The 16,416-nt window shown below is 63.2% G+C and carries 19 protein-coding genes, 5 tRNA genes and 1 pseudogene; 19 read left to right on the top strand and 6 right to left on the bottom strand.

Going from position 1 to position 16,416, the window contains the following annotated elements; genetic code table 11:
- Nucleotides 1–66 precede the first annotated feature (66 nt).
- From BN1120_RS01190 to BN1120_RS01180, 3 genes are all read left to right on the top strand, one after another.
- Entirely contained in the window at nt 67–393 is a 327-nt protein-coding gene (locus BN1120_RS01190) for an HI1450 family dsDNA-mimic protein (protein WP_029314491.1), read from the top strand.
- A gap of 53 nt (nt 394–446) precedes the next feature.
- On the top strand, nt 447–1,154 hold the full coding sequence (mtgA, locus tag BN1120_RS01185) for a monofunctional biosynthetic peptidoglycan transglycosylase (protein ID WP_080767838.1): 708 nt from the start codon (nt 447–449) through the stop codon (nt 1,152–1,154).
- Nucleotides 1,155–1,438: 284 nt separating this feature from the next.
- Nucleotides 1,439–1,762 carry an HI1450 family dsDNA-mimic protein gene (locus BN1120_RS01180; protein ID WP_010674643.1) on the top strand — a complete coding sequence of 108 codons (324 nt, stop codon included), beginning with the start codon at nt 1,439–1,441 and terminating at the stop codon, nt 1,760–1,762.
- 45 nt (nt 1,763–1,807) lie between these two features.
- Here BN1120_RS01180 and BN1120_RS01175 read toward each other — a convergent pair whose 3' ends face one another.
- The gene (locus tag BN1120_RS01175; RefSeq protein WP_039039099.1) at nt 1,808–2,119 is read right to left on the bottom strand and encodes a DUF1289 domain-containing protein; all 312 of its coding nucleotides are present in this window, start codon (nt 2,117–2,119) and stop codon (nt 1,808–1,810) included.
- Nucleotide 2,120: 1 nt separating this feature from the next.
- Entirely contained in the window at nt 2,121–2,990 is an 870-nt protein-coding gene (locus tag BN1120_RS01170; RefSeq protein WP_042014378.1) for a CvfB family protein, read from the bottom strand.
- A 271-nt stretch (nt 2,991–3,261) separates the two neighbouring features.
- Here BN1120_RS01170 and BN1120_RS01165 point away from each other — a divergent pair, with 271 nt between their 5' ends.
- The 4 genes from BN1120_RS01165 (at nt 3,262) to BN1120_RS01150 (ending at nt 5,641) form a co-directional block, all read left to right on the top strand.
- Complete coding sequence (locus BN1120_RS01165; RefSeq protein ID WP_042014375.1) at nt 3,262–4,494, top strand: UPF0149 family protein; 1,233 nt, start codon at nt 3,262–3,264, stop codon at nt 4,492–4,494.
- A 150-nt stretch (nt 4,495–4,644) separates the two neighbouring features.
- Entirely contained in the window at nt 4,645–5,115 is a 471-nt protein-coding gene (locus BN1120_RS01160; RefSeq protein ID WP_010674639.1) for a MarR family winged helix-turn-helix transcriptional regulator, read from the top strand.
- Nucleotides 5,112–5,300: a DUF4250 domain-containing protein gene (locus BN1120_RS01155; RefSeq protein WP_010674638.1), complete on the top strand. Its 189-nt coding sequence runs from the start codon at nt 5,112–5,114 to the stop codon at nt 5,298–5,300. Before BN1120_RS01160 ends, BN1120_RS01155 begins: the two co-directional genes overlap by 4 nt.
- A gap of 161 nt (nt 5,301–5,461) precedes the next feature.
- A complete protein-coding gene (locus BN1120_RS01150) occupies nt 5,462–5,641 on the top strand; it encodes a hypothetical protein (RefSeq protein WP_041215220.1) in 180 nt (59 codons plus the stop codon).
- A 95-nt stretch (nt 5,642–5,736) separates the two neighbouring features.
- On the opposite strand, the gene BN1120_RS01145 is transcribed toward BN1120_RS01150, so the two are convergent.
- On the bottom strand, nt 5,737–6,324 hold the full coding sequence (locus BN1120_RS01145) for an FMN-dependent NADH-azoreductase (RefSeq protein ID WP_042014373.1): 588 nt from the start codon (nt 6,322–6,324) through the stop codon (nt 5,737–5,739).
- Nucleotides 6,325–6,550: 226 nt separating this feature from the next.
- Here BN1120_RS01145 and BN1120_RS01140 point away from each other — a divergent pair, with 226 nt between their 5' ends.
- From BN1120_RS01140 to BN1120_RS01125, 4 genes are all read left to right on the top strand, one after another.
- Entirely contained in the window at nt 6,551–7,441 is an 891-nt protein-coding gene (locus BN1120_RS01140) for a DMT family transporter (protein ID WP_042014372.1), read from the top strand.
- A gap of 73 nt (nt 7,442–7,514) precedes the next feature.
- On the top strand, nt 7,515–8,693 hold the full coding sequence (gene purT, locus BN1120_RS01135; protein WP_041211381.1) for a formate-dependent phosphoribosylglycinamide formyltransferase: 1,179 nt from the start codon (nt 7,515–7,517) through the stop codon (nt 8,691–8,693).
- Nucleotides 8,694–8,821: 128 nt separating this feature from the next.
- Nucleotides 8,822–9,481 (top strand): hexitol phosphatase HxpB, encoded by a 660-nt coding sequence (gene hxpB, locus BN1120_RS01130; RefSeq protein ID WP_042014370.1) that lies wholly within the window; start codon nt 8,822–8,824, stop codon nt 9,479–9,481.
- 130 nt (nt 9,482–9,611) lie between these two features.
- Entirely contained in the window at nt 9,612–9,815 is a 204-nt protein-coding gene (locus BN1120_RS01125) for a CPXCG motif-containing cysteine-rich protein (RefSeq protein WP_042014369.1), read from the top strand.
- Between the two features lie 78 nt (nt 9,816–9,893).
- Here BN1120_RS01125 and BN1120_RS01120 read toward each other — a convergent pair whose 3' ends face one another.
- Nucleotides 9,894–10,184: a YciI family protein gene (locus BN1120_RS01120; protein ID WP_042014399.1), complete on the bottom strand. Its 291-nt coding sequence runs from the start codon at nt 10,182–10,184 to the stop codon at nt 9,894–9,896.
- Between the two features lie 102 nt (nt 10,185–10,286).
- Entirely contained in the window at nt 10,287–10,898 is a 612-nt protein-coding gene (locus BN1120_RS01115; protein ID WP_010674630.1) for a riboflavin synthase, read from the bottom strand.
- A gap of 133 nt (nt 10,899–11,031) precedes the next feature.
- On the opposite strand from BN1120_RS01115, the gene BN1120_RS01110 reads away from it, so the two are divergent.
- From BN1120_RS01110 to BN1120_RS01080, 7 genes are all read left to right on the top strand, one after another.
- On the top strand, nt 11,032–11,238 hold the full coding sequence (locus BN1120_RS01110) for a YaeP family protein (RefSeq protein ID WP_010674629.1): 207 nt from the start codon (nt 11,032–11,034) through the stop codon (nt 11,236–11,238).
- A 151-nt stretch (nt 11,239–11,389) separates the two neighbouring features.
- Nucleotides 11,390–12,769, top strand: coding sequence for an MATE family efflux transporter (locus BN1120_RS01105; protein ID WP_042014397.1), 1,380 nt, complete (start codon nt 11,390–11,392; stop codon nt 12,767–12,769).
- A gap of 194 nt (nt 12,770–12,963) precedes the next feature.
- A tRNA-Val gene (locus BN1120_RS01100) sits at nt 12,964–13,040 on the top strand.
- Nucleotides 13,041–13,051: 11 nt separating this feature from the next.
- A tRNA-Val gene (locus tag BN1120_RS01095) sits at nt 13,052–13,128 on the top strand.
- Nucleotides 13,129–13,145: 17 nt separating this feature from the next.
- Nucleotides 13,146–13,222, top strand: a tRNA-Val gene (locus BN1120_RS01090).
- A 37-nt stretch (nt 13,223–13,259) separates the two neighbouring features.
- Nucleotides 13,260–13,336, top strand: a tRNA-Val gene (locus BN1120_RS01085).
- 39 nt (nt 13,337–13,375) lie between these two features.
- Nucleotides 13,376–13,452, top strand: a tRNA-Val gene (locus tag BN1120_RS01080).
- Between the two features lie 140 nt (nt 13,453–13,592).
- Here the strand turns inward: BN1120_RS01080 and BN1120_RS01075 are convergent.
- Complete coding sequence (locus tag BN1120_RS01075; RefSeq protein ID WP_042014367.1) at nt 13,593–15,995, bottom strand: DNA polymerase II; 2,403 nt, start codon at nt 15,993–15,995, stop codon at nt 13,593–13,595.
- 239 nt (nt 15,996–16,234) lie between these two features.
- Here BN1120_RS01075 and BN1120_RS01070 point away from each other — a divergent pair.
- A pseudogene (locus tag BN1120_RS01070) lies at nt 16,235–16,416 on the top strand (pirin family protein); the annotation flags it as partial.

Here is a 16,416-nt window from a genome sequence, read left to right as displayed (position 1 = left end):
AATACCGCGCACCCCGAGGCGCTGCCGACGGACTTTCCCTCTCCCCTTATCTGGAACACGGCTTTTATGTCTTTGAATGACGAAATGCACAGCGTCGAGGAACTGCTCGACACCGCCCTCGAACTCTTCATGGAGCTGGCCTCCGACAACCTGCCCGAGCAGGAGATCGTCCGCTTCAATCAGGAGTTCAACGACCGCGGCCTGCTGGCGGAGACCGATCCCGCCGACGACTGGGCGGCCGACGTGGGATTTGAGGTGAGCGACGCCGACTATGCCGAGATCTGGGTCGGCCTTGGCAACGAACAAGAAGAGTACGAGCACCTGTTTGCCCGCATGCTGCTCTCCCGCCGCGTCGACGAGAAGTTCTGCCACATCGAATGGCTGCCCCAATAATTCCGGATCCCGATGATCCTGGCCACTATGACTGGGACGGCGGGCCCGCGCCCGTGAGGCCTTCACGCAGACGGCGACTGCTGGGCTGGCTCGGCAAGCTGCTGCTGGCCGCCTTTGCGAGCACCATCGTCTCGGTCGCGCTGCTGCGCTTCATCGACCCCCCCATGTGGACCTGGCGCCTCGAACGCGCCCTGTTTCCCCCTGCCAAGGTGGCCGAGGTGAAGCACGACTGGGTGCCGCTTGAGCAGATTTCCCGGGAGCTGCAACTGGCGGTGATCGCCGCCGAGGATCAGCGCTTTGCCGAACATCACGGTTTTGATATGGATGCCATCAGCTCGGCCCTCAGGCACAACCAGCAAAGCGGGCGGGTGCGCGGTGCCAGCACCCTCAGCCAGCAGACCGCCAAGAACCTCTTCATGTGGAGCGATCGCAGCTTCCTGCGCAAGGGGATAGAGGCCTGGTTCACCCTGTTGATGGAGCTGGGCTGGGACAAGTCCCGCATTCTCGAGGTGTATCTCAACATCGTGGAGTTCGGACCCGGCATCTATGGCGCCGAGGCGGCCGCCAGGCACTACTTCGGCAAACCGGCGATACGCCTCACCCGCTACGAGGCCTCCCTGCTCGCCGCCGCCCTGCCCAATCCCTGGCGTTATCGGGTCAAGCCCCCCTCACCCTATGTGCAACAGCGCTCGGCCTGGATCCGTCGTCAGATGGGTCAACTCGGGCAAGTCACCCTGAACCGGGTCCACGGCACAGAGTAGCGCCATCCTGCGGATCAGAGGCGGGTCCCAGATGGCCGCCAACGGTTTCCCGATGAAGGGGCAGATAGTGCCACCACCAGGTTTCGCGCCGCCGCTTGATCTGCCTTCTGTACTGTCGTCGCTTCATCTTGCCAGGCCGCCCCGTCACGCCGCCCCTGCTGGCGGCTCTGTTAACCTTATCCCCTGATCCCGCCATTTGACAGCACGGCGTCACCGCCCCCGGGCTGGCTGCCCATCCCAATACTTGTTAAAGTGGCGAACCTGGACGTATCTGGAGTGATTTCATGGAACAACGTAGCCCGGATCAGCTGGTCGAGTGGGCCTATGATCAGTTTCTGGAGCAGGCCGCCGACATGCTGGCCCCCGAACAAATCGTCGACATCACCCTCGAGTTCGAGCAACGTGGCGCGGTGGAGGCAACCCTGCCCAATGCCGACTGGTCGACCGAGCTCGGCGAGCCGGTGGACATGGCACGTTGGGCCGAGGTCTGGGTCGGCTTGCTGGATCATCAGGACGAATTCGAGGTGATCTACGCCACCTTCCTGCTCCCCCGGGATCAGAGCGAGCACGACGTGCATATCCGCTGGCACCGCCAGCAACAGGCATAAGAAAAGGCGCCCCAGGCGCCTTTTTCGTTTTTTGCGCTGCCCGAGTCAGGGGCGTGCCGCGATGGCCTTGGCCAGACAGCGGCGACACCAGCAGGCGCTGGCATCGCTCATGGGCAACGCGGGAAGCTGGTTGCACCAGCAGCGCTCGATGGGTTCCCCCGCCGACACGGCGCAGAACGCCGGCTCGCCGCAGCCCGGGCAGGCATGGGTGCTCTTAGAGCCATCGAGCTCGGCCATGCGGGCCAGCTGGGCCTCGCTGTCCATGGTGGACCACTGGCCTATCTCGGTCAGGGTGCGGCCACAACCGAGGCAGAGCCCCTCCTTGGCCCGGCAGTCACCGATGCAGGGACTCGGCACCTTATTCGTCCCCTGCCGGCGTGTCGGAGCCCACGAGGCGGATACTGTGCTCCTCGATGACGATCTTGCCCTGCTTGTAAAGGCCGCCGATCGCTTTCTTGAAGGTGCCCTTGCTCATGCTGAACATCTTGTAGATGACGTCAGGATCGCTCTTGTCTCCCACCGCAAGGCTGCCCCCCTGCTTTTGCAGGCGCAGCAGAATGCGTGCGCCGGCGTCATCCATCCGGGCCAGCCCCGGCTTTTGCAGGGTCAGGTCCAGCTTGCCATCTTCGCGCACCTGCTTGACCCAGGCGGTCAGCGGTCGGCCCGTCATCACGCGGCCGAACACCTCGTTCTTGAACAGCATGCCGGCGTACTGGCCATTGACCACGGCCTTGATGCCAAGGGGGGTGTGCTCCCCCGGCAGCACCGTCACCTCGTCACCGCTCTTGAAAGGAGGGTCGATGCGCAGGAAGCGCTCCAGACGGCTGGTGCCGACCATGCGCCCTTCGTTGTCCAGCATCAGGTGCACCAGATAGACATGGCCCACCTGCATCGGCTTGTTCTGCTCGCGGCTTGGTACGAAGAGATCCTTTTTCATGCCCCAGTCGAGGAAGGCACCAATCTTGTTGGCGTTGACCACCTTGAGACCGACGATGTCCCCCACCATGGCGAAGGGCTTGTCGGTGGTGATCACCGGCTCGCAATCCGCATCCAGATAGAGGAAGACGGACACCTCGCTCTCCTCGGCGACGCCTTCCGGCAACTGGCGCCTGGGCAGCAGCAGCTCGCCGTATTCCCCCGCCGCCAGCCAGGCGCCGCGCTCCTCGATCTCGACGACGGTCAGGGTGTTCATCTTGCCAATCTGTAACATGGTGATCTCTTCTTTCAATATCCGGATGGGCCCATCTCATGGAAGACCCGTCATATAGAGGTGCATCGCCGCCGTCGGATGAGAGAGGACGGGGCCGATTTATGTCATGCAGGCGCGCATGTTACCCCAGAGCGGCAGCAGGACCTAGCCCCTCCCCCCTGTGTCTGACCTCTTTTCCCGCTCCCGGGCGGCCAGATTGACGATATTAGCAGCATTCAGTTTCCCCTTTGCTGCAAATAACCCCACTTTTAGGTAGACTTCGCGGCCGTCAAATCCAGAGGAAGCGCCGATGAACCCAGCCACTCGTACCCGTCATCTCAATCAATGGATCCAGACCCACAGCCAGCAGGAGATGAGTTACCCCGCCCTGCACGGCTTCCTGTGCGCCCGTCTAACGGGGCCCGTTGCCCCCGACTGGCAAGATCCGCTGGCCGGCCTGCTGCCTCATGATGCAGCGCTGGACGAGAAGAGTGCCGAGGCGCTGCATCACCTGATCGCCGAGCTGGAAGCCCAGGCCGACGACGCGCAGCTGGCCCTGCCGAGCCAATGTCGCCTCTCTACCGACAACCCGGAGCAGGTGTTTGACAAGCGCCATCCTCTGGGCCAATGGAGCTATGGCTTCAGTCAGGGGGTGGCCTGCTGGCCGGCGCCGACCGATCTGAACGATCCGGCGACCCGCCATCGCTTCAGCCTGGTGGCCGAGCTCTGCCTGTTTCGCGACAAGCCCATGGCCATGATGCTGCACCAGGCTGCGGCCAGCGAGCTCCCCTTCCTCGATTTTTGCAAGCGTCAACGCCAGCAGATGAAGACGGCCCTCAACCTCCTGCTCGGCCAGGATCACTACGAGGCCGAACCTGAAGAGAGCCCGTCCCTGGACAACGAGCAGACTCGCCAGTGGCAGCAGTGGTTCGAGCTGGCGGCAGAGAGCCGCGATCCCTTCGCTCGCCTTGGCTGGTTCGAGCGCATCATTGCCGATGCCAACCTCCTGTTCGATGAGGCATTCTGGCAAACCCACGCGGGCCATGGCTGGCAGGTCCCCGAGGCACGCCCTCTGATCGCGGCCAGGGCCGGTCGAGCCGATTGCCTGCTGCGACTTGGGCAGCTTGGGCAGGCTCGGGATGAGTACCTGGCCCTGCTCGCCCTCTGCCGCGCCGACGAGCCCGCTTGCCGCCACCCCCTCTCCACCCTCTATGCCTGGCAAGGGGAGTGGGATGCCCTGCAACAACTGCTGGTGCGCTTTGATGAAGCCTCCTGCTGGCTGCTCTACAACAAGGCCTTGATGAGCTTTGTCTGCGAAGGGGAAGCGGCGGCGCGCCCTCATCTGGCGGCGGCAATGGGGGTCAATCCCCATGTGCCCGCCACTTTGCTGGGCCAGCGCCGCTTGCCCAAGCAGGAGCCTCGCCGCTGGCAGGGAGGCAGCCGTGACGAGGCGGCGCTCTACGCCTTGCAGAGTCGCGAAGCCTGGCTGACCCACAACGCCTTGATATGGCTGCGAAAGAGTGCGGGCAAGCAGGCCAGTTGAGACCCCAATTGCCGATTCGATGACAGAACACGTGCGCAAACGCACATTTTTCTGGTGACTGGTCAGACAAATGCCCCTGTGTTACGTATCATCAAGGCCAAAGTATCAAGAGAAACTGCACCCGATGCAGCCGCCACAGCAGGATGTCATATGTCGAAGATCATTGAGCTGCTCGCGCACTACCCTCCTTATCAGCTGGTTCACGCCGCTGAGATGGTGCGCGATACCTTTGAACAGTTTTATCAGCAGCGGTACCAACTCACCGTGCCCCAGTGGCGCCTGATGATGGTGCTCGGCCCCCACTACCCCATCAGCCAGAAGGAGCTGGTGGAGGCTAGCGGCATGGACAAGGTACGGATCTCCCGCGAGATCCATCGTCTGGTGGAGAAAGGCATCCTGTTCACCGAGAACAGCGTGCAGGACAAGCGCATCAGCCTGGTCTCCTTCACCCCGGCGGGGCTCACCCTGTTCCAGCAGCTCAAGACGGAGGCGGGAAGCTGGCAGCACACCCTCACCGACTATCTGCCGGCCGAGGCGCGCCAGAGCATTCGCCTGCACCTGCAGAGCGTCAGCGATGCCATCGAACAACTTCACCTGCTGGACAACGAGCAACCCTCATGAAGCTGAACAACTTTGCCACCATGGATGTCAACATGCTGCTGAGCCTGGTCAACATGCAGCTGCGTGATCACTACGAGGATCTCGATGATCTCTGCCGGGCGCAGGATCTCGATCAAGAGGCCCTGGTTGCCAGGCTGGCCAGTGGCGATTTTCACTATCAGGAAGATCAGAAGCAGTTCAGATAGGGATCCGGATCACAACCCGACCCATGCCGCTGGCTCCGTCGACAAAAGCTGCTAAGGTGGTGGCTACCCGGTCAGTTGATCTTCGCAAGAGGTATGGATACATCTTGTTGTCACAGACCGCGGTTAGCCTCTCGTTCACCACCCGCAGCCAAGGATGACCCATGATGCGCCTCATTCGACCAACCAGCCTGATCACCCTCTGCACATTGCTGGTGATCAGCCTCTTCCTCCCCCAGGTCCCCAGCAGCGCCGAGCAGTGGCTCACCACCCTGCTGCTGGCCTCCCTGGTGGCGGTCTTTCTGATGGTCGGCAGCGGCTGTCGCCACTTCCTGCGCGAATAACGACGCCAGAGCGTGATGCCTGCCCAAAAACAACAACGCAGCCCGAGGGCTGCGTTGTTGTTTCAGAATACTGGGGGCCAAGACCCCGAGTCGCATCAGTAAGCCAGGGTTTCCAGCTGCTCCTTGGCCTGCTCGATCCCCTTGGCTTGCGCCTCCGGCCCCATGCCCATGCCTTCGGCATAGATGAAGTCCACTTCGTTGATGCCGATGAAGCCCAGCACGGTACGCATGTAGGGGGTCACCAGGTCGGTGGCATTGCCCACGTGCATGCCGCCACGGGGGCTGACCACCAGGGCGCGGGTGTTCTCCACCAGGCCGACCGGACCGGTCTCGGTGTAACGGAAGGTCACGCCGGCACGGGCCACCAGATCGATCCAGTTTTTCAGCTGGGTCGGGATGTTGAAGTTGTACATGGGGGCCGCGATGATCACCAGATCGCTCGCCTTGAGCTCGGCGACCAGCTCGTCGGACTGGGCCAGCACCGCTTGCTGACGCTCGTTCAGGTTCTCGCCACCACGCAGGCCCATGGCCAGTTCGCCGTCCAGCACCGGCAGGTTCAGGCTCGCCAGATCGCGTACCTGGATGGTGTCACCCTGGCGCTCGGCCAGGTAGCCGTCGATCAGGGCGTTGGATTGGGAATACTGGCCCAGGATGCTGGACTTCAGAACGAGGATATTGGCCATGGTGAAACTCCATTTGATTGTCAATTGAACAGCCAGGCTGTCGATGGAGGTCACTATAAAGACTGGCATTAAAGCCTGATAGCGAAAATAGATGCTCAAGTCATTCAAAAAATTTGATGTCTGTGCATTTCCTCGGCAGAGAGGGGCTCATCAAACTCCGCACCCTTGGCATGACAAACGATTGCCGTTATGATCCGCCGCACTTTTTGTACGTGATCCGGATCTCATGACCTCCTCCCGCAGGCACTCCCCCTTTGCCGGCGCCGTCTGGATGATGGTGGCAGGCCTCTGCTTCGCCGCCGTCAACAGCCTGAGCCAGTATGTCAGCTTCAAGCTCGGCCTCCCCTCGACCCAGGTCGCCTTTCACCAATATCTGATAGCCCTGGTCTGCCTGCTGCCCTGGCTGGTGCGCCACGGTCTGCGCCAGTCCCTGATGACGAACCAGCTGCGCCTGCACCTGCTGCGGGTCGCCCTTGCGGTGACCGGCATCCAGTTTTGGCTCTGGGCCCTGGCGGTCCCCGTCCCCATCTGGCAGGGAATCGCGCTCTTGATGACCTCCCCCCTGTTTGCCACCCTGGGATCAGCCCTCTTTCTCAAAGAGCAGGTGAGCCGGGCCCGCATTTTCGCGACCCTGGCGGGGTTTGTCGGCGCCATGCTGATCCTGGCACCCTGGACCGACGACTTCACCCTGGCCTCCCTGCTGCCGGTGGCGGCCGCCCTCTTCTGGGCAGGCTACTCCTTGCTGGTGCGCTATCAGGCAGCCAGCGAGTCGTCCCACACCATCGTCGTCTACCTGCTCGTCTTCAGCACCCCGTTCAACGCCATGCTGGCGATCCCTGAATGGCAGTGGCTGAGCGAAACCCAGTGGCTGCTGGTGGCCGCCTCGGGCGTACTGTCGGCACTGGCCCAGATGTCCATCGCCCGCGCCTACAGCGTGGCGGAGGCCTCCTTCGTGCAACCTTTTGATTTTGCCAAGCTGCCCATGAACGTGCTGGCCGGCTGGCTGGTATTTGGCTGGGCGCCCCCCGGTCGCTTGTGGCTGGGGGCGGCCATCATCATCGGCGCCATCACCCTGCTCACCCATCTGGAGCAGCGCGCCCACCCACCCACTTCCTGAGGTACGCCATGCGTGCCTCTTTTTTTGCTCACCCGGATCAGCCCTGCTGACCACCGACCTCAGGAGAGATCAGATGTTTGGAACCGCCACCCGCCCCACTGCGACCCGCGCCCTGCTGCTGGGATCAGGCGAACTCGGCAAGGAGGTCGCCATCGAGCTGCAGCGGCTCGGTATCGAGGTGATCGCCGCCGACCGCTATGCCAACGCCCCCGCCATGCAGGTGGCCCACCAGGCCCGCGTGCTGGACATGCTGGATGGTGCCGCCCTGCGCGCCCTGGTGGCCGAGGTCAAGCCCGACCTCATCATCCCCGAGATTGAAGCCATCGCCACCGACACCCTGGCCGCCCTCGAGCAGGAAGGGGTCAAGGTGGTGCCCAATGCCCGCGCCACCCAGCTCACCATGAACCGGGAGGGGATCCGTCGCCTCGCCGCCGAAACCCTGGGGCTGCCCACCTCTGCCTACCGCTTTGCCCAGAGCAAGGAGGAGTTTGTGGCCGCCGTCGAGGCCATCGGCCTCCCCTGCGTGGTCAAACCGGTGATGAGCTCCTCCGGCAAGGGGCAGAGCCTGCTGCGCGATCTCGCCAGGCTGGATGAAAGCTGGACCTATGCCCAGGAGGGGGGCCGTGCCGGTCGTGGCAAGGTGATTGTCGAAGGCTTCGTTCCTTTCGAGTACGAGATCACCCTGCTCACGGTGCGCGCCGTCGATGGCATCCACTTCTGCGAGCCTATCGGCCATCGTCAGGAGGATGGCGACTACCGCGAGTCCTGGCAGCCCCAGGCCATGAGCGAGCTGGCCCTGGCCCGCTCCAAGGAGGTGGCGGCCAAGGTGGTCGAAGCCCTTGGCGGCTATGGTCTGTTCGGGGTCGAGCTCTTCATCAGGGGCGACGAGGTGTGGTTCAGCGAAGTCTCCCCCCGCCCCCACGACACCGGCATGGTGACCCTGATCTCCCAGGATCTCTCCGAGTTCGCCCTGCACGTGCGCGCCATCCTGGGGCTGCCCGTCGGCACCATCACCCAGTACGGCCCGAGCGCCTCTGCCGTGGTGCTGCGGGAAGGCCACAGCCAGGATATCCGCTATCAGGGGATTGGTGAGGCACTGGCCCTGGTGCCCGGAGCCCAGTTGCGTCTCTTTGGCAAGCCGGAGATCGCCGGTCGTCGTCGCCTCGGGGTGGCGCTCGCCCGTGGGCAGGATTGCCAGGAAGCCGTGGAGCAGGCCAAAACGGTGGCAGCCCGGGTAGAAGTACTGTTCTAGGCAATCCGCTTTACCACGCAAAAACAAACGTTTATCTGCGTGATCCGGCGCAAGGGGCAGGTGACTGCCCCTTTCCCATTGAAGCACCGGGCTTATAATCCCCCCTTCACCTATGTCAGGAGTACAAGATGTTAACTGCCGTGATCTTCGATATGGATGGTGTTCTGATCGACTCGGAACCCTTCTGGCAACGGGCACAGATGGCCGTCTTCGCCGAACTGGGCCACTTCCACACCGAGGAAGACTGCAACTCCACCATAGGGGTGCGCATCGATCAGCTGGTGGCCCACTGGTACCGGATCCGCCCCTGGAGCAGCCCCAGCCAGGAAGAGGTGGTACAGCGCATCCTGGATCAGGTGATCGCGCTCATCCTGCAAGAGGGGCAGCCCAAGGCCGGGGTGCTGGAAGCCCTCGACCTCATCGAGGCCCAAGGGCTCAAGATCGGGCTCGCCACCTCCTCCCCGTTTGCCATGGTCGAGGCGGTGCTCGGCAAACTCGGCATCCAGGACCGTTTCATGGCGGTCCACTCCGCCGAGGTGGAGCGCTTTGGCAAACCCCACCCGGATGTCTATATCCACGCCGCCGAGAAGCTCGGCGTCGAGCCTGTGCACTGTCTCGCCATCGAGGACAGCTTCACCGGCCTGCTGGCAGCCAAGGCAGCCTCCATGACGGCGCTGATCGTGCCGGACCCGGCACTGGTCGGCGATCCCCGTCTGGTCATCGCCAACCACGAGCTGCGCTCTCTTGCCGAGCTGAACGCAGAGATGCTGGCCGGCTGGGTCAAGTAGGCAACACGGACTGACCTCCTGCCTCCCTTGAGCCCGCTCATAAACGTGCGCTTGCTCGCGGTTGCGCCGCCCTGTGGCGACTAGAATCAGCAGGAGCACAGAGACGGCCCACGGGCCCGAGGAGGTCACCATGATCGAATACACCAGCAAGCGTATCGTCTGCCCCCACTGCGGCCACCACACCCGGGTCGAGCTGGATGCCAGCCAGGGGGATCAGGAGTTCTACGAAGATTGCATGGCCTGCTGCCACCCCATCCACCTGCGGCTGCACCGGGATGAAGCCCGCGACTGCCTGCAACTCTTCGTGGATGCCGACGACGAGCAGCTGTTCTGAATCCCCCTGTCCAGACACAGACAAAAACAAACGGGACCCTGTGGGTCCCGTTTGTTCTGGTGCCATCGTCAGGCTGGATCACGCCTCCCTCAAGCACGCCGCCTTCGCCGACGTCATAGTCGGAACAAACTCCACCACCTGATAATCGGCCACCTCTGCCTGCTTGAAGGGATCCTCTGCCAGCATCGCCTCCAGGGCGTCTCGGCTCACGCCCTGCGCCAGTATGACGCCCCCGACTCGGGGTACCCGACGCCCGGATGCCAGAAAATGGCCTGCGGCATACTGCCGCTCCAGCCACGCAATGTGGGCCGGGATCAGGGCATCGATCTCCGCCAGCGGTTTCACATAGGTCAATGTCACGACAAACATAGGGAAGTCTCCAAGGCTCTGGGGCGGCGCCTCTTCCACAGGAGGGCGCCTTTCCCGTGATGCCGCCCTCCTCTTCGTACCCTGGGGGCAGCGCTCAGGTGGTTACTGGCGCGCCGCCAGCACCCGCTCCACCGTGTCGACGATGGCCTGGGTCTGGGGATCAATCTCGATGTTGGTCTGCCAGCCGGCCTTGACCCAGCCCAGGTTGGTGCGGGCCAGGGTTTCGGGGATCAAGTTGACGCAGAACTCCCTGGCGCGCACCTCGCCCACGGTGAGGCTGATGCCGTCGATGCCGATGTAGCCCTTGGTCAGCACGTACTTCATGAGCGCAGGATCGAGGCGATACCACACTTGGCGGTTGTTGGGGGTGTCGATGACCGAGGTCACCTCGGCCGTCCCCATGATGTGGCCGGACATGGCATGGCCGCCAATCTCGTCCCCAAAGCGGGCGGCCCGCTCCACGTTGACCTTGTCACCCACCACCAGTTGCCCAAGGTTGGTGAGGCGCAGAGTCTCCTGCATCAGATCGAAGCTGACCAGGTCCCCCTCCACTCGGGTGACGGTCAGGCAGCAGCCGTTGTGGGCCACCGAGGCCCCCAGGGCCAGCCCCTCGCCCCAGGCCGGGCTCGGCATGCGGATCACGTGGGTGCGAAAATTGGGCAGTGAATCGATGGCCACCAGTTCGGCGGTCCCTTGTACGATGCCGGTGAACATGAGTCTCTCCAGGCTGTGAAAATTGTCGGCAGGTTACCCCCGGCCACCTTGCAAGACAAGGGTGCCGGCTGACAAGGAGAGGCGCGATCGCTATAGTGACCCCAATCAATCCAGACTGAACGAGGAAACAAAAATGCAGGTATATCAATGCTGTGAAGCCATTCGCATTGCCTACAACCAGATTGGCTCCGGCGAGCAGGGTTATGTGCCCCAGGCCATCGCCGCCAGCATACGGGCGCTTAACGCCGTGGCCTCCGACGAGCGGGTACCGGCGGATCTGCGCGAGCAGGCGGCCTATGCCGCGGCCAACCTGCTGATCAGCGATCACGAAGACGCCTGATCCCGACTACAAATCTGCCGCCGACCTTCCCCGTTGGCGGTTTTTCAGGCTAGAATGACACCCCCGCATTTTGTCTCCTCAGGACGAGGAGGCAAAAGCCCATCTCTCTTGCCCGCTCTTTCTCTTTTATCTGATCCACTCGGAGGTGTCAGTGCAACGTTATTGGTCCGAGGCGAAGCAGCTCGTTCGTCTAGCCAGCCCCATTCTGGTCGCCCAGGTGGCCCAGATCGCCATGAACTTCGTCGATACCGTGATGGCGGGACAGGTGAGCGCCGTGGATCTTGCCGCCGTGTCGGTGGCGTCCAGCTTCTGGTTGCCGATCATCTTGCTGGTGCAGGGCATCATCATGGCCCTCACCCCCATCGTTTCCCAGCTCAACGGCGCTCGCAAGCAGGACGAGGTGCGCCCCGCCGTGCACCAGGGCTTCTGGCTCGCCCTCATCGTCACGCCCATCGCCATGGTGGCACTCTACTTCAGCCCCCTGGCACTGCAATTCATGGACGTGGATCCCGTCATGGCGGCCAAGACTGCCGGCTACCTGCACGCCATCCTGTGGGGCCTGCCCGCCTTCGTGATGTTCCAGGTGCTGCGCAACTTCAGTGAGGGGCTCTCCCACACCATGCCGACCATGGTGATCGGTTTCGTGGGGCTTGCGGTCAACATCCCCGCCAACTACATCTTCATTCACGGCCACTTCGGTATGCCGAAACTCGGCGGCGTCGGCTGCGGCGTGGCCACTGCCATCGTGCTCTGGGCCATGCTGCTGGCGATGATCGTCTATGTGAAGTGCTCTGCCCATTTCAAGCGCATCAACCTGTTCTCCCAGCTGGCACGCCCCAACGGCAGCCGGATCTGGCGCCTGTTCCGCCTGGGGTTTCCCATCGCCATGGCCATCTTCTGCGAGGTGACCCTGTTTACCGTGGTGGCCCTGATGCTGGCCCCCTTCGGCGCGGAGACGGTGGCGAGTCACCAGATTGCGCTCAACTTCTCCAGCCTGGTCTTCATGCTGCCCCTCTCCATCGGTGTCGGCGTGACCATCCGGGTCGGTCACAACATAGGGGAAGGTCAACCGGATCAGGCCAGGGTCGCCGCCCGCACCGGCCTGATGCTGGGCATGGGAGTCGCCGCCGCGACCGCCGCCCTCACCGTGCTGCTGCGCGACCCCATCGCGGGGATCTACACCGACGACCTGCAGGTGATCGGCCTCGCCGCCACCCTGCTCTTCTTCGCCGCCATCTACCAGATCTCCGATTCTGTACAGGTGGTGGCCGCGGCGGCCCTGCGCGGTTACAAGGATACCCAGGCCATCTTCTACGTCACCATCGTCGCCTATTGGGGGCTGGGTCTGCCCACCGGCATGATCCTGGGGCTGACCGACTGGGTGGTACCGCGCATGGGCCCGCAGGGATTCTGGATAGGCTTCATCGTCGGTCTCACCTCCGCCGCCCTCATGCTGGGCGCACGGCTGCGCGTCATCTACGGCCGCTTCGCCAGCCCCGCGGCCTGCACCGCCCTCTCCCGGGCGCAATAGGGCGCGGCCAGGGGCACGGGGAGCCGCACTTTTGGGGCGGCTCGCCTGTAAAATCAACAGGCTGCACAAGAACTGGGCAAACAGTCTCCTTTGTGCATGTCCCTTGTTGACAGCCTTGGGGGCCATGGGTAGTATGCCGACCACGCCAGCAGTGCTGGCGGGATAAAACGGGTTTTCAACCCGGTTTATGAAGTGGGTTTATAGCTCAGTTGGTTAGAGCACTACCTTGACATGGTAGGGGTCGTTGGTTCGAATCCAATTAAACCCACCACTTTTCGTGATGCGTCCTTAGCTCAGCTGGTTAGAGCACCACCTTGACATGGTGGGGGTCGGTGGTTCGAATCCACTAGGACGCACCATTACGAAACCCTGTTATGCGTCCTTAGCTCAGCTGGTTAGAGCATCACCTTGACATGGTGGGGGTCGGTGGTTCGAATCCACTAGGACGCACCATAACAGTTTGAATAAATTGCAGATATGAATTTGATGTGGGTTTATAGCTCAGTTGGTTAGAGCACTACCTTGACATGGTAGGGGTCGTTGGTTCGAATCCAATTAAACCCACCACTCCCCTGCAATGACACACAAAGTCGCCTTGCGCACCCTGCGTCCTTAGCTCAGCTGGTTAGAGCATCACCTTGACATGGTGGGGGTCGGTGGTTCGAATCCACTAGGACGCACCAGATTTGAAAAGCCCGCTTGATAGCGGGCTTTTTGCATTGGTCGGCTCTGACACCCGCTCTCCCCCGTCATCTGCCTCCTGTCCCCTCTGGCACGAGGGCCGCCATTGTTCTGCCATGGCCGCCGCGTTTACCTCGCGTTGTCAGAAGAGATCGAGCTGCTGGCCGCAGATCCGCTCGAACGACTCCCCCACAAAGGGAAGGATGGCGTCGGCGATGGGCCTGAGCTGCTTGTCGATGTAGTGCTCGTAGTCGACGGCGCTGCGCCGGTACTCCAAAGGCTCGGGGCCGTTCAGGGTCATCAGGTAGGCGATGGTGCCCCTGTGCTGATAGCGCTGGGGCAGGCCGCGGCGCAGATTCTCCTCGTCCGCCAGGCGCGCCGCCCGCACATGGGGCGGCACGTTCTTCTGATACTCCTCGAGTTTCTGGCGCAGCCGCTTGCGGTAGATGAGCAGATCGTCGTGACGGCCGGCCCGGGTCTCGTCCACCATGGTGCGCACATAGCTGCTGGGGTCCTGGTCGTGGAATACCATTTCGTAGAGCCGGGTCTGGAATGCCTTGGCAAGGGGGGTCCAGTCGGTGCGCACCGTCTCCAGCCCCTTGAACACCAGGTGCTCCCCTTCCCCTTCACCCACCAGCCCCGCATAGCGTTTCTTGCTCCCCTTCTCCAGCCCGCGAATGGTGGGCATCAGGAAACGGCGGTAGTGGGTCTCGTACTGGATCTCCAGATGGCTCGGCAGGTCGAACTCCCGCCTGATCAGCGCGGCCCAGTTGTCATTGATCATCTTCGCCAGTCGCTGGCCAATCTCGTCCGCCTGTTCGAGACGGATATCGCTCCCCAGGTGCACGAAGGTGGAATCGGTATCCCCATAGATCACCTCGAACCCTTCTGCCTCTATCCACTCCCGGGTCTGCTGCATGATGCCGTGGCCCCGCAAGGTGATGGAGGAGGCGAGCCTCGGGTCGTAGAAGCGGCAACCCCCCGACCCCAGCACCCCGTAGAAGGAGTTCATGATGATCTTGATGGCCTGGGAGAGGGCCTTGTTACTGGCGGCCTTGGCCCGATCCCGCGCCGCCCACAGGGTGGCGATGAGATCCGGCAGGAAGTGGCGGGTTCGGGAGAACAGGGCGCCGCGAAAGCCTGGAATGGCGTTATCCGGGTGTTTGAGCCCCTCCACCAGCCCCATGGGGTCGATGCAGAAGGTGCGGATGATGCTGGGATAGAGGCTCTTGAAGTCGAGCACCAGCACGTGGCGATAGAGCCCCGGCTTGGAGTCCATCACATAGCCGCCGGGGCTTGCGAGCCCGCCGTCTGCCGGCAGGTTGGGCGCCACGTAGCCACCGCGGTGCAGCCGTGGCAGATAGAGGTTGGTGAACGCCGCCACCGACCCGCCCACCCGGTCGAGCTCAAGACCGGTGAGGGAGGCGCGCTCGATGGCGAAGGGGATGAGGTGGCAGAAATCGAAGATCTCCCACACCAGCCTGCAATCTTCCAGGTTGTAGCGGGCCAGCGCCTCCTTGTCGGAGTGGAACAGCTCGGTGATCTTCTCCCCCCGGTTGGCCACGTCCTCGATGTCCTTGCCCCGCCCGAGCAGCTCGCTCGCCACCGCATCCAGGCTGTAGCTCGGGAACTGCCAGGTGGCGCTCTTGAGGGTATCGATGCCGTCCAGCACCATGCGCCCCGGGATGATGACGTTGCCGCTCTGGGGGTCGTTTCGGGACGAGCGCCAGAAGCAGAGCTCCCGCCCGCGCCCGAGCCGCAACCGCCGCTTGTGGAGTTCGGCGCGGCGCAGCAGCAGGCGAAAGTCGAAATTCACCACGTTCCAGCCGATGACGAGATCGGGATCGTGCAGGCTGAACCAGCCCTCCAGGGCAGCGAGCAGGGCGGGCTCGTCCGCCACCCACTCGACGGGGGTCTCCCAGTCCTGCGAGCCCGGCTCCGGGGAGCCAATCATGATGACCCGCGCGTCCTCTTCGCTATGGAGCCCCACCGAGAAGAGGGTGCCATCCATGGCGCACTCCACGTCCAGGGAGACCCAGGAGAGGGTCGGCGTCACCGCCTGCGGCGCACAACGCGCCTCGTTTACCTCCCAGTAACCCTGCCTGCCCCCCTTTCGCCTCGCCTTGCCGTCAAAGCGCATCCCGGCGGTGATGAAGCGCTCCATGAGAAAGCGCTCGGGCAGGCGGATATCTGCCTCGAAGTGCTCCAATCCGCGGATGAGCAGCAGCTCGATGGCGCGGTGAAAGGCGCTCAGGGTGGCAAAGTAGCAGCCCACCACCCGGCTCCCCTCGAAGGTGTGCATGGGGAGGCGACGAAAACGCCCCCTCACCCCGGCCCCCTTGAAGAGCTCTGCCGCCTCCTCCAGGTGGCGTTCCGGCAGGAAGAAGACCGGCTCCTGCCCCGGCACCACCACCCGTACCGGTCCCTGTGCGCTCCAGAGCCACATCACGATCTCGGTACGCCCCTGCACATCCCGACCATGGCGGGTCAGGATGAAGCCGTCGAGCGGCGGGGTCACGGGAGGGAGGGGCTGGATGTCGGTCATGCAGGTGGTCGGGCTCAAGAGTGGGATGGGACTATTGTACGTTCATACAGTACCCGGCTGCAATTGCCGGGCGGGGCCCTCAGGGCAGGCGCTGTGCCCCGTCTTTGCCATCCGGCGCCGGATTGGGGCATAGTAACCTCGGCATCACTCACCGGCACCGGGCGAGACGGCATGTCCAACTCCCGGCAGACGCTGCGGCCTGCGCGCGCGCCAACCCTTTCCTCGACAAGGAGCACCCCATGACACAACAGTGGCAACGCATTGCCTCCCGCCTCACCGATGTGGGCGGCATCCCGGTGGCTCGCGCCATCCCGGTCAAGGAGCGGCGCACCATCGGGCCCTGGTGTTTTCTCGACCATATCGGCCCGACCCGCTTTGCCCCCGGCGCCCCCGGCATGGATGTGGGGCCCCACCCCCACAT

Origin of the sequence: Aeromonas caviae (assembly GCF_000819785.1) — a bacterium.
In the GTDB taxonomy this organism is placed as follows: domain Bacteria; phylum Pseudomonadota; class Gammaproteobacteria; order Enterobacterales; family Aeromonadaceae; genus Aeromonas; species Aeromonas caviae.
Note: the sequence above shows the minus strand (reverse complement) of the source record. Positions and strands in the feature narration are given on the sequence as shown.

Coding starts and splice junctions, on each gene's coding strand:
- BN1120_RS01160 (WP_010674639.1), top strand. CDS start 4,645: ATGTCGAAGATCATTGAGCTGCTCGCGCACTACCCTCCTTATCAGCTG.
- hxpB (WP_042014370.1), top strand. CDS start 8,822: ATGTTAACTGCCGTGATCTTCGATATGGATGGTGTTCTGATCGACTCG.
- BN1120_RS01165 (WP_042014375.1), top strand. CDS start 3,262: ATGAACCCAGCCACTCGTACCCGTCATCTCAATCAATGGATCCAGACC.
- BN1120_RS01190 (WP_029314491.1), top strand. CDS start 67: ATGTCTTTGAATGACGAAATGCACAGCGTCGAGGAACTGCTCGACACC.
- BN1120_RS01120 (WP_042014399.1), bottom strand. CDS start 10,184: ATGTTTGTCGTGACATTGACCTATGTGAAACCGCTGGCGGAGATCGAT.
- BN1120_RS01110 (WP_010674629.1), top strand. CDS start 11,032: ATGCAGGTATATCAATGCTGTGAAGCCATTCGCATTGCCTACAACCAG.
- BN1120_RS01140 (WP_042014372.1), top strand. CDS start 6,551: ATGACCTCCTCCCGCAGGCACTCCCCCTTTGCCGGCGCCGTCTGGATG.
- BN1120_RS01125 (WP_042014369.1), top strand. CDS start 9,612: ATGATCGAATACACCAGCAAGCGTATCGTCTGCCCCCACTGCGGCCAC.
- BN1120_RS01115 (WP_010674630.1), bottom strand. CDS start 10,898: ATGTTCACCGGCATCGTACAAGGGACCGCCGAACTGGTGGCCATCGAT.
- BN1120_RS01150 (WP_041215220.1), top strand. CDS start 5,462: ATGATGCGCCTCATTCGACCAACCAGCCTGATCACCCTCTGCACATTG.
- BN1120_RS01075 (WP_042014367.1), bottom strand. CDS start 15,995: ATGACCGACATCCAGCCCCTCCCTCCCGTGACCCCGCCGCTCGACGGC.
- BN1120_RS01180 (WP_010674643.1), top strand. CDS start 1,439: ATGGAACAACGTAGCCCGGATCAGCTGGTCGAGTGGGCCTATGATCAG.
- BN1120_RS01155 (WP_010674638.1), top strand. CDS start 5,112: ATGAAGCTGAACAACTTTGCCACCATGGATGTCAACATGCTGCTGAGC.
- BN1120_RS01145 (WP_042014373.1), bottom strand. CDS start 6,324: ATGGCCAATATCCTCGTTCTGAAGTCCAGCATCCTGGGCCAGTATTCC.
- purT (WP_041211381.1), top strand. CDS start 7,515: ATGTTTGGAACCGCCACCCGCCCCACTGCGACCCGCGCCCTGCTGCTG.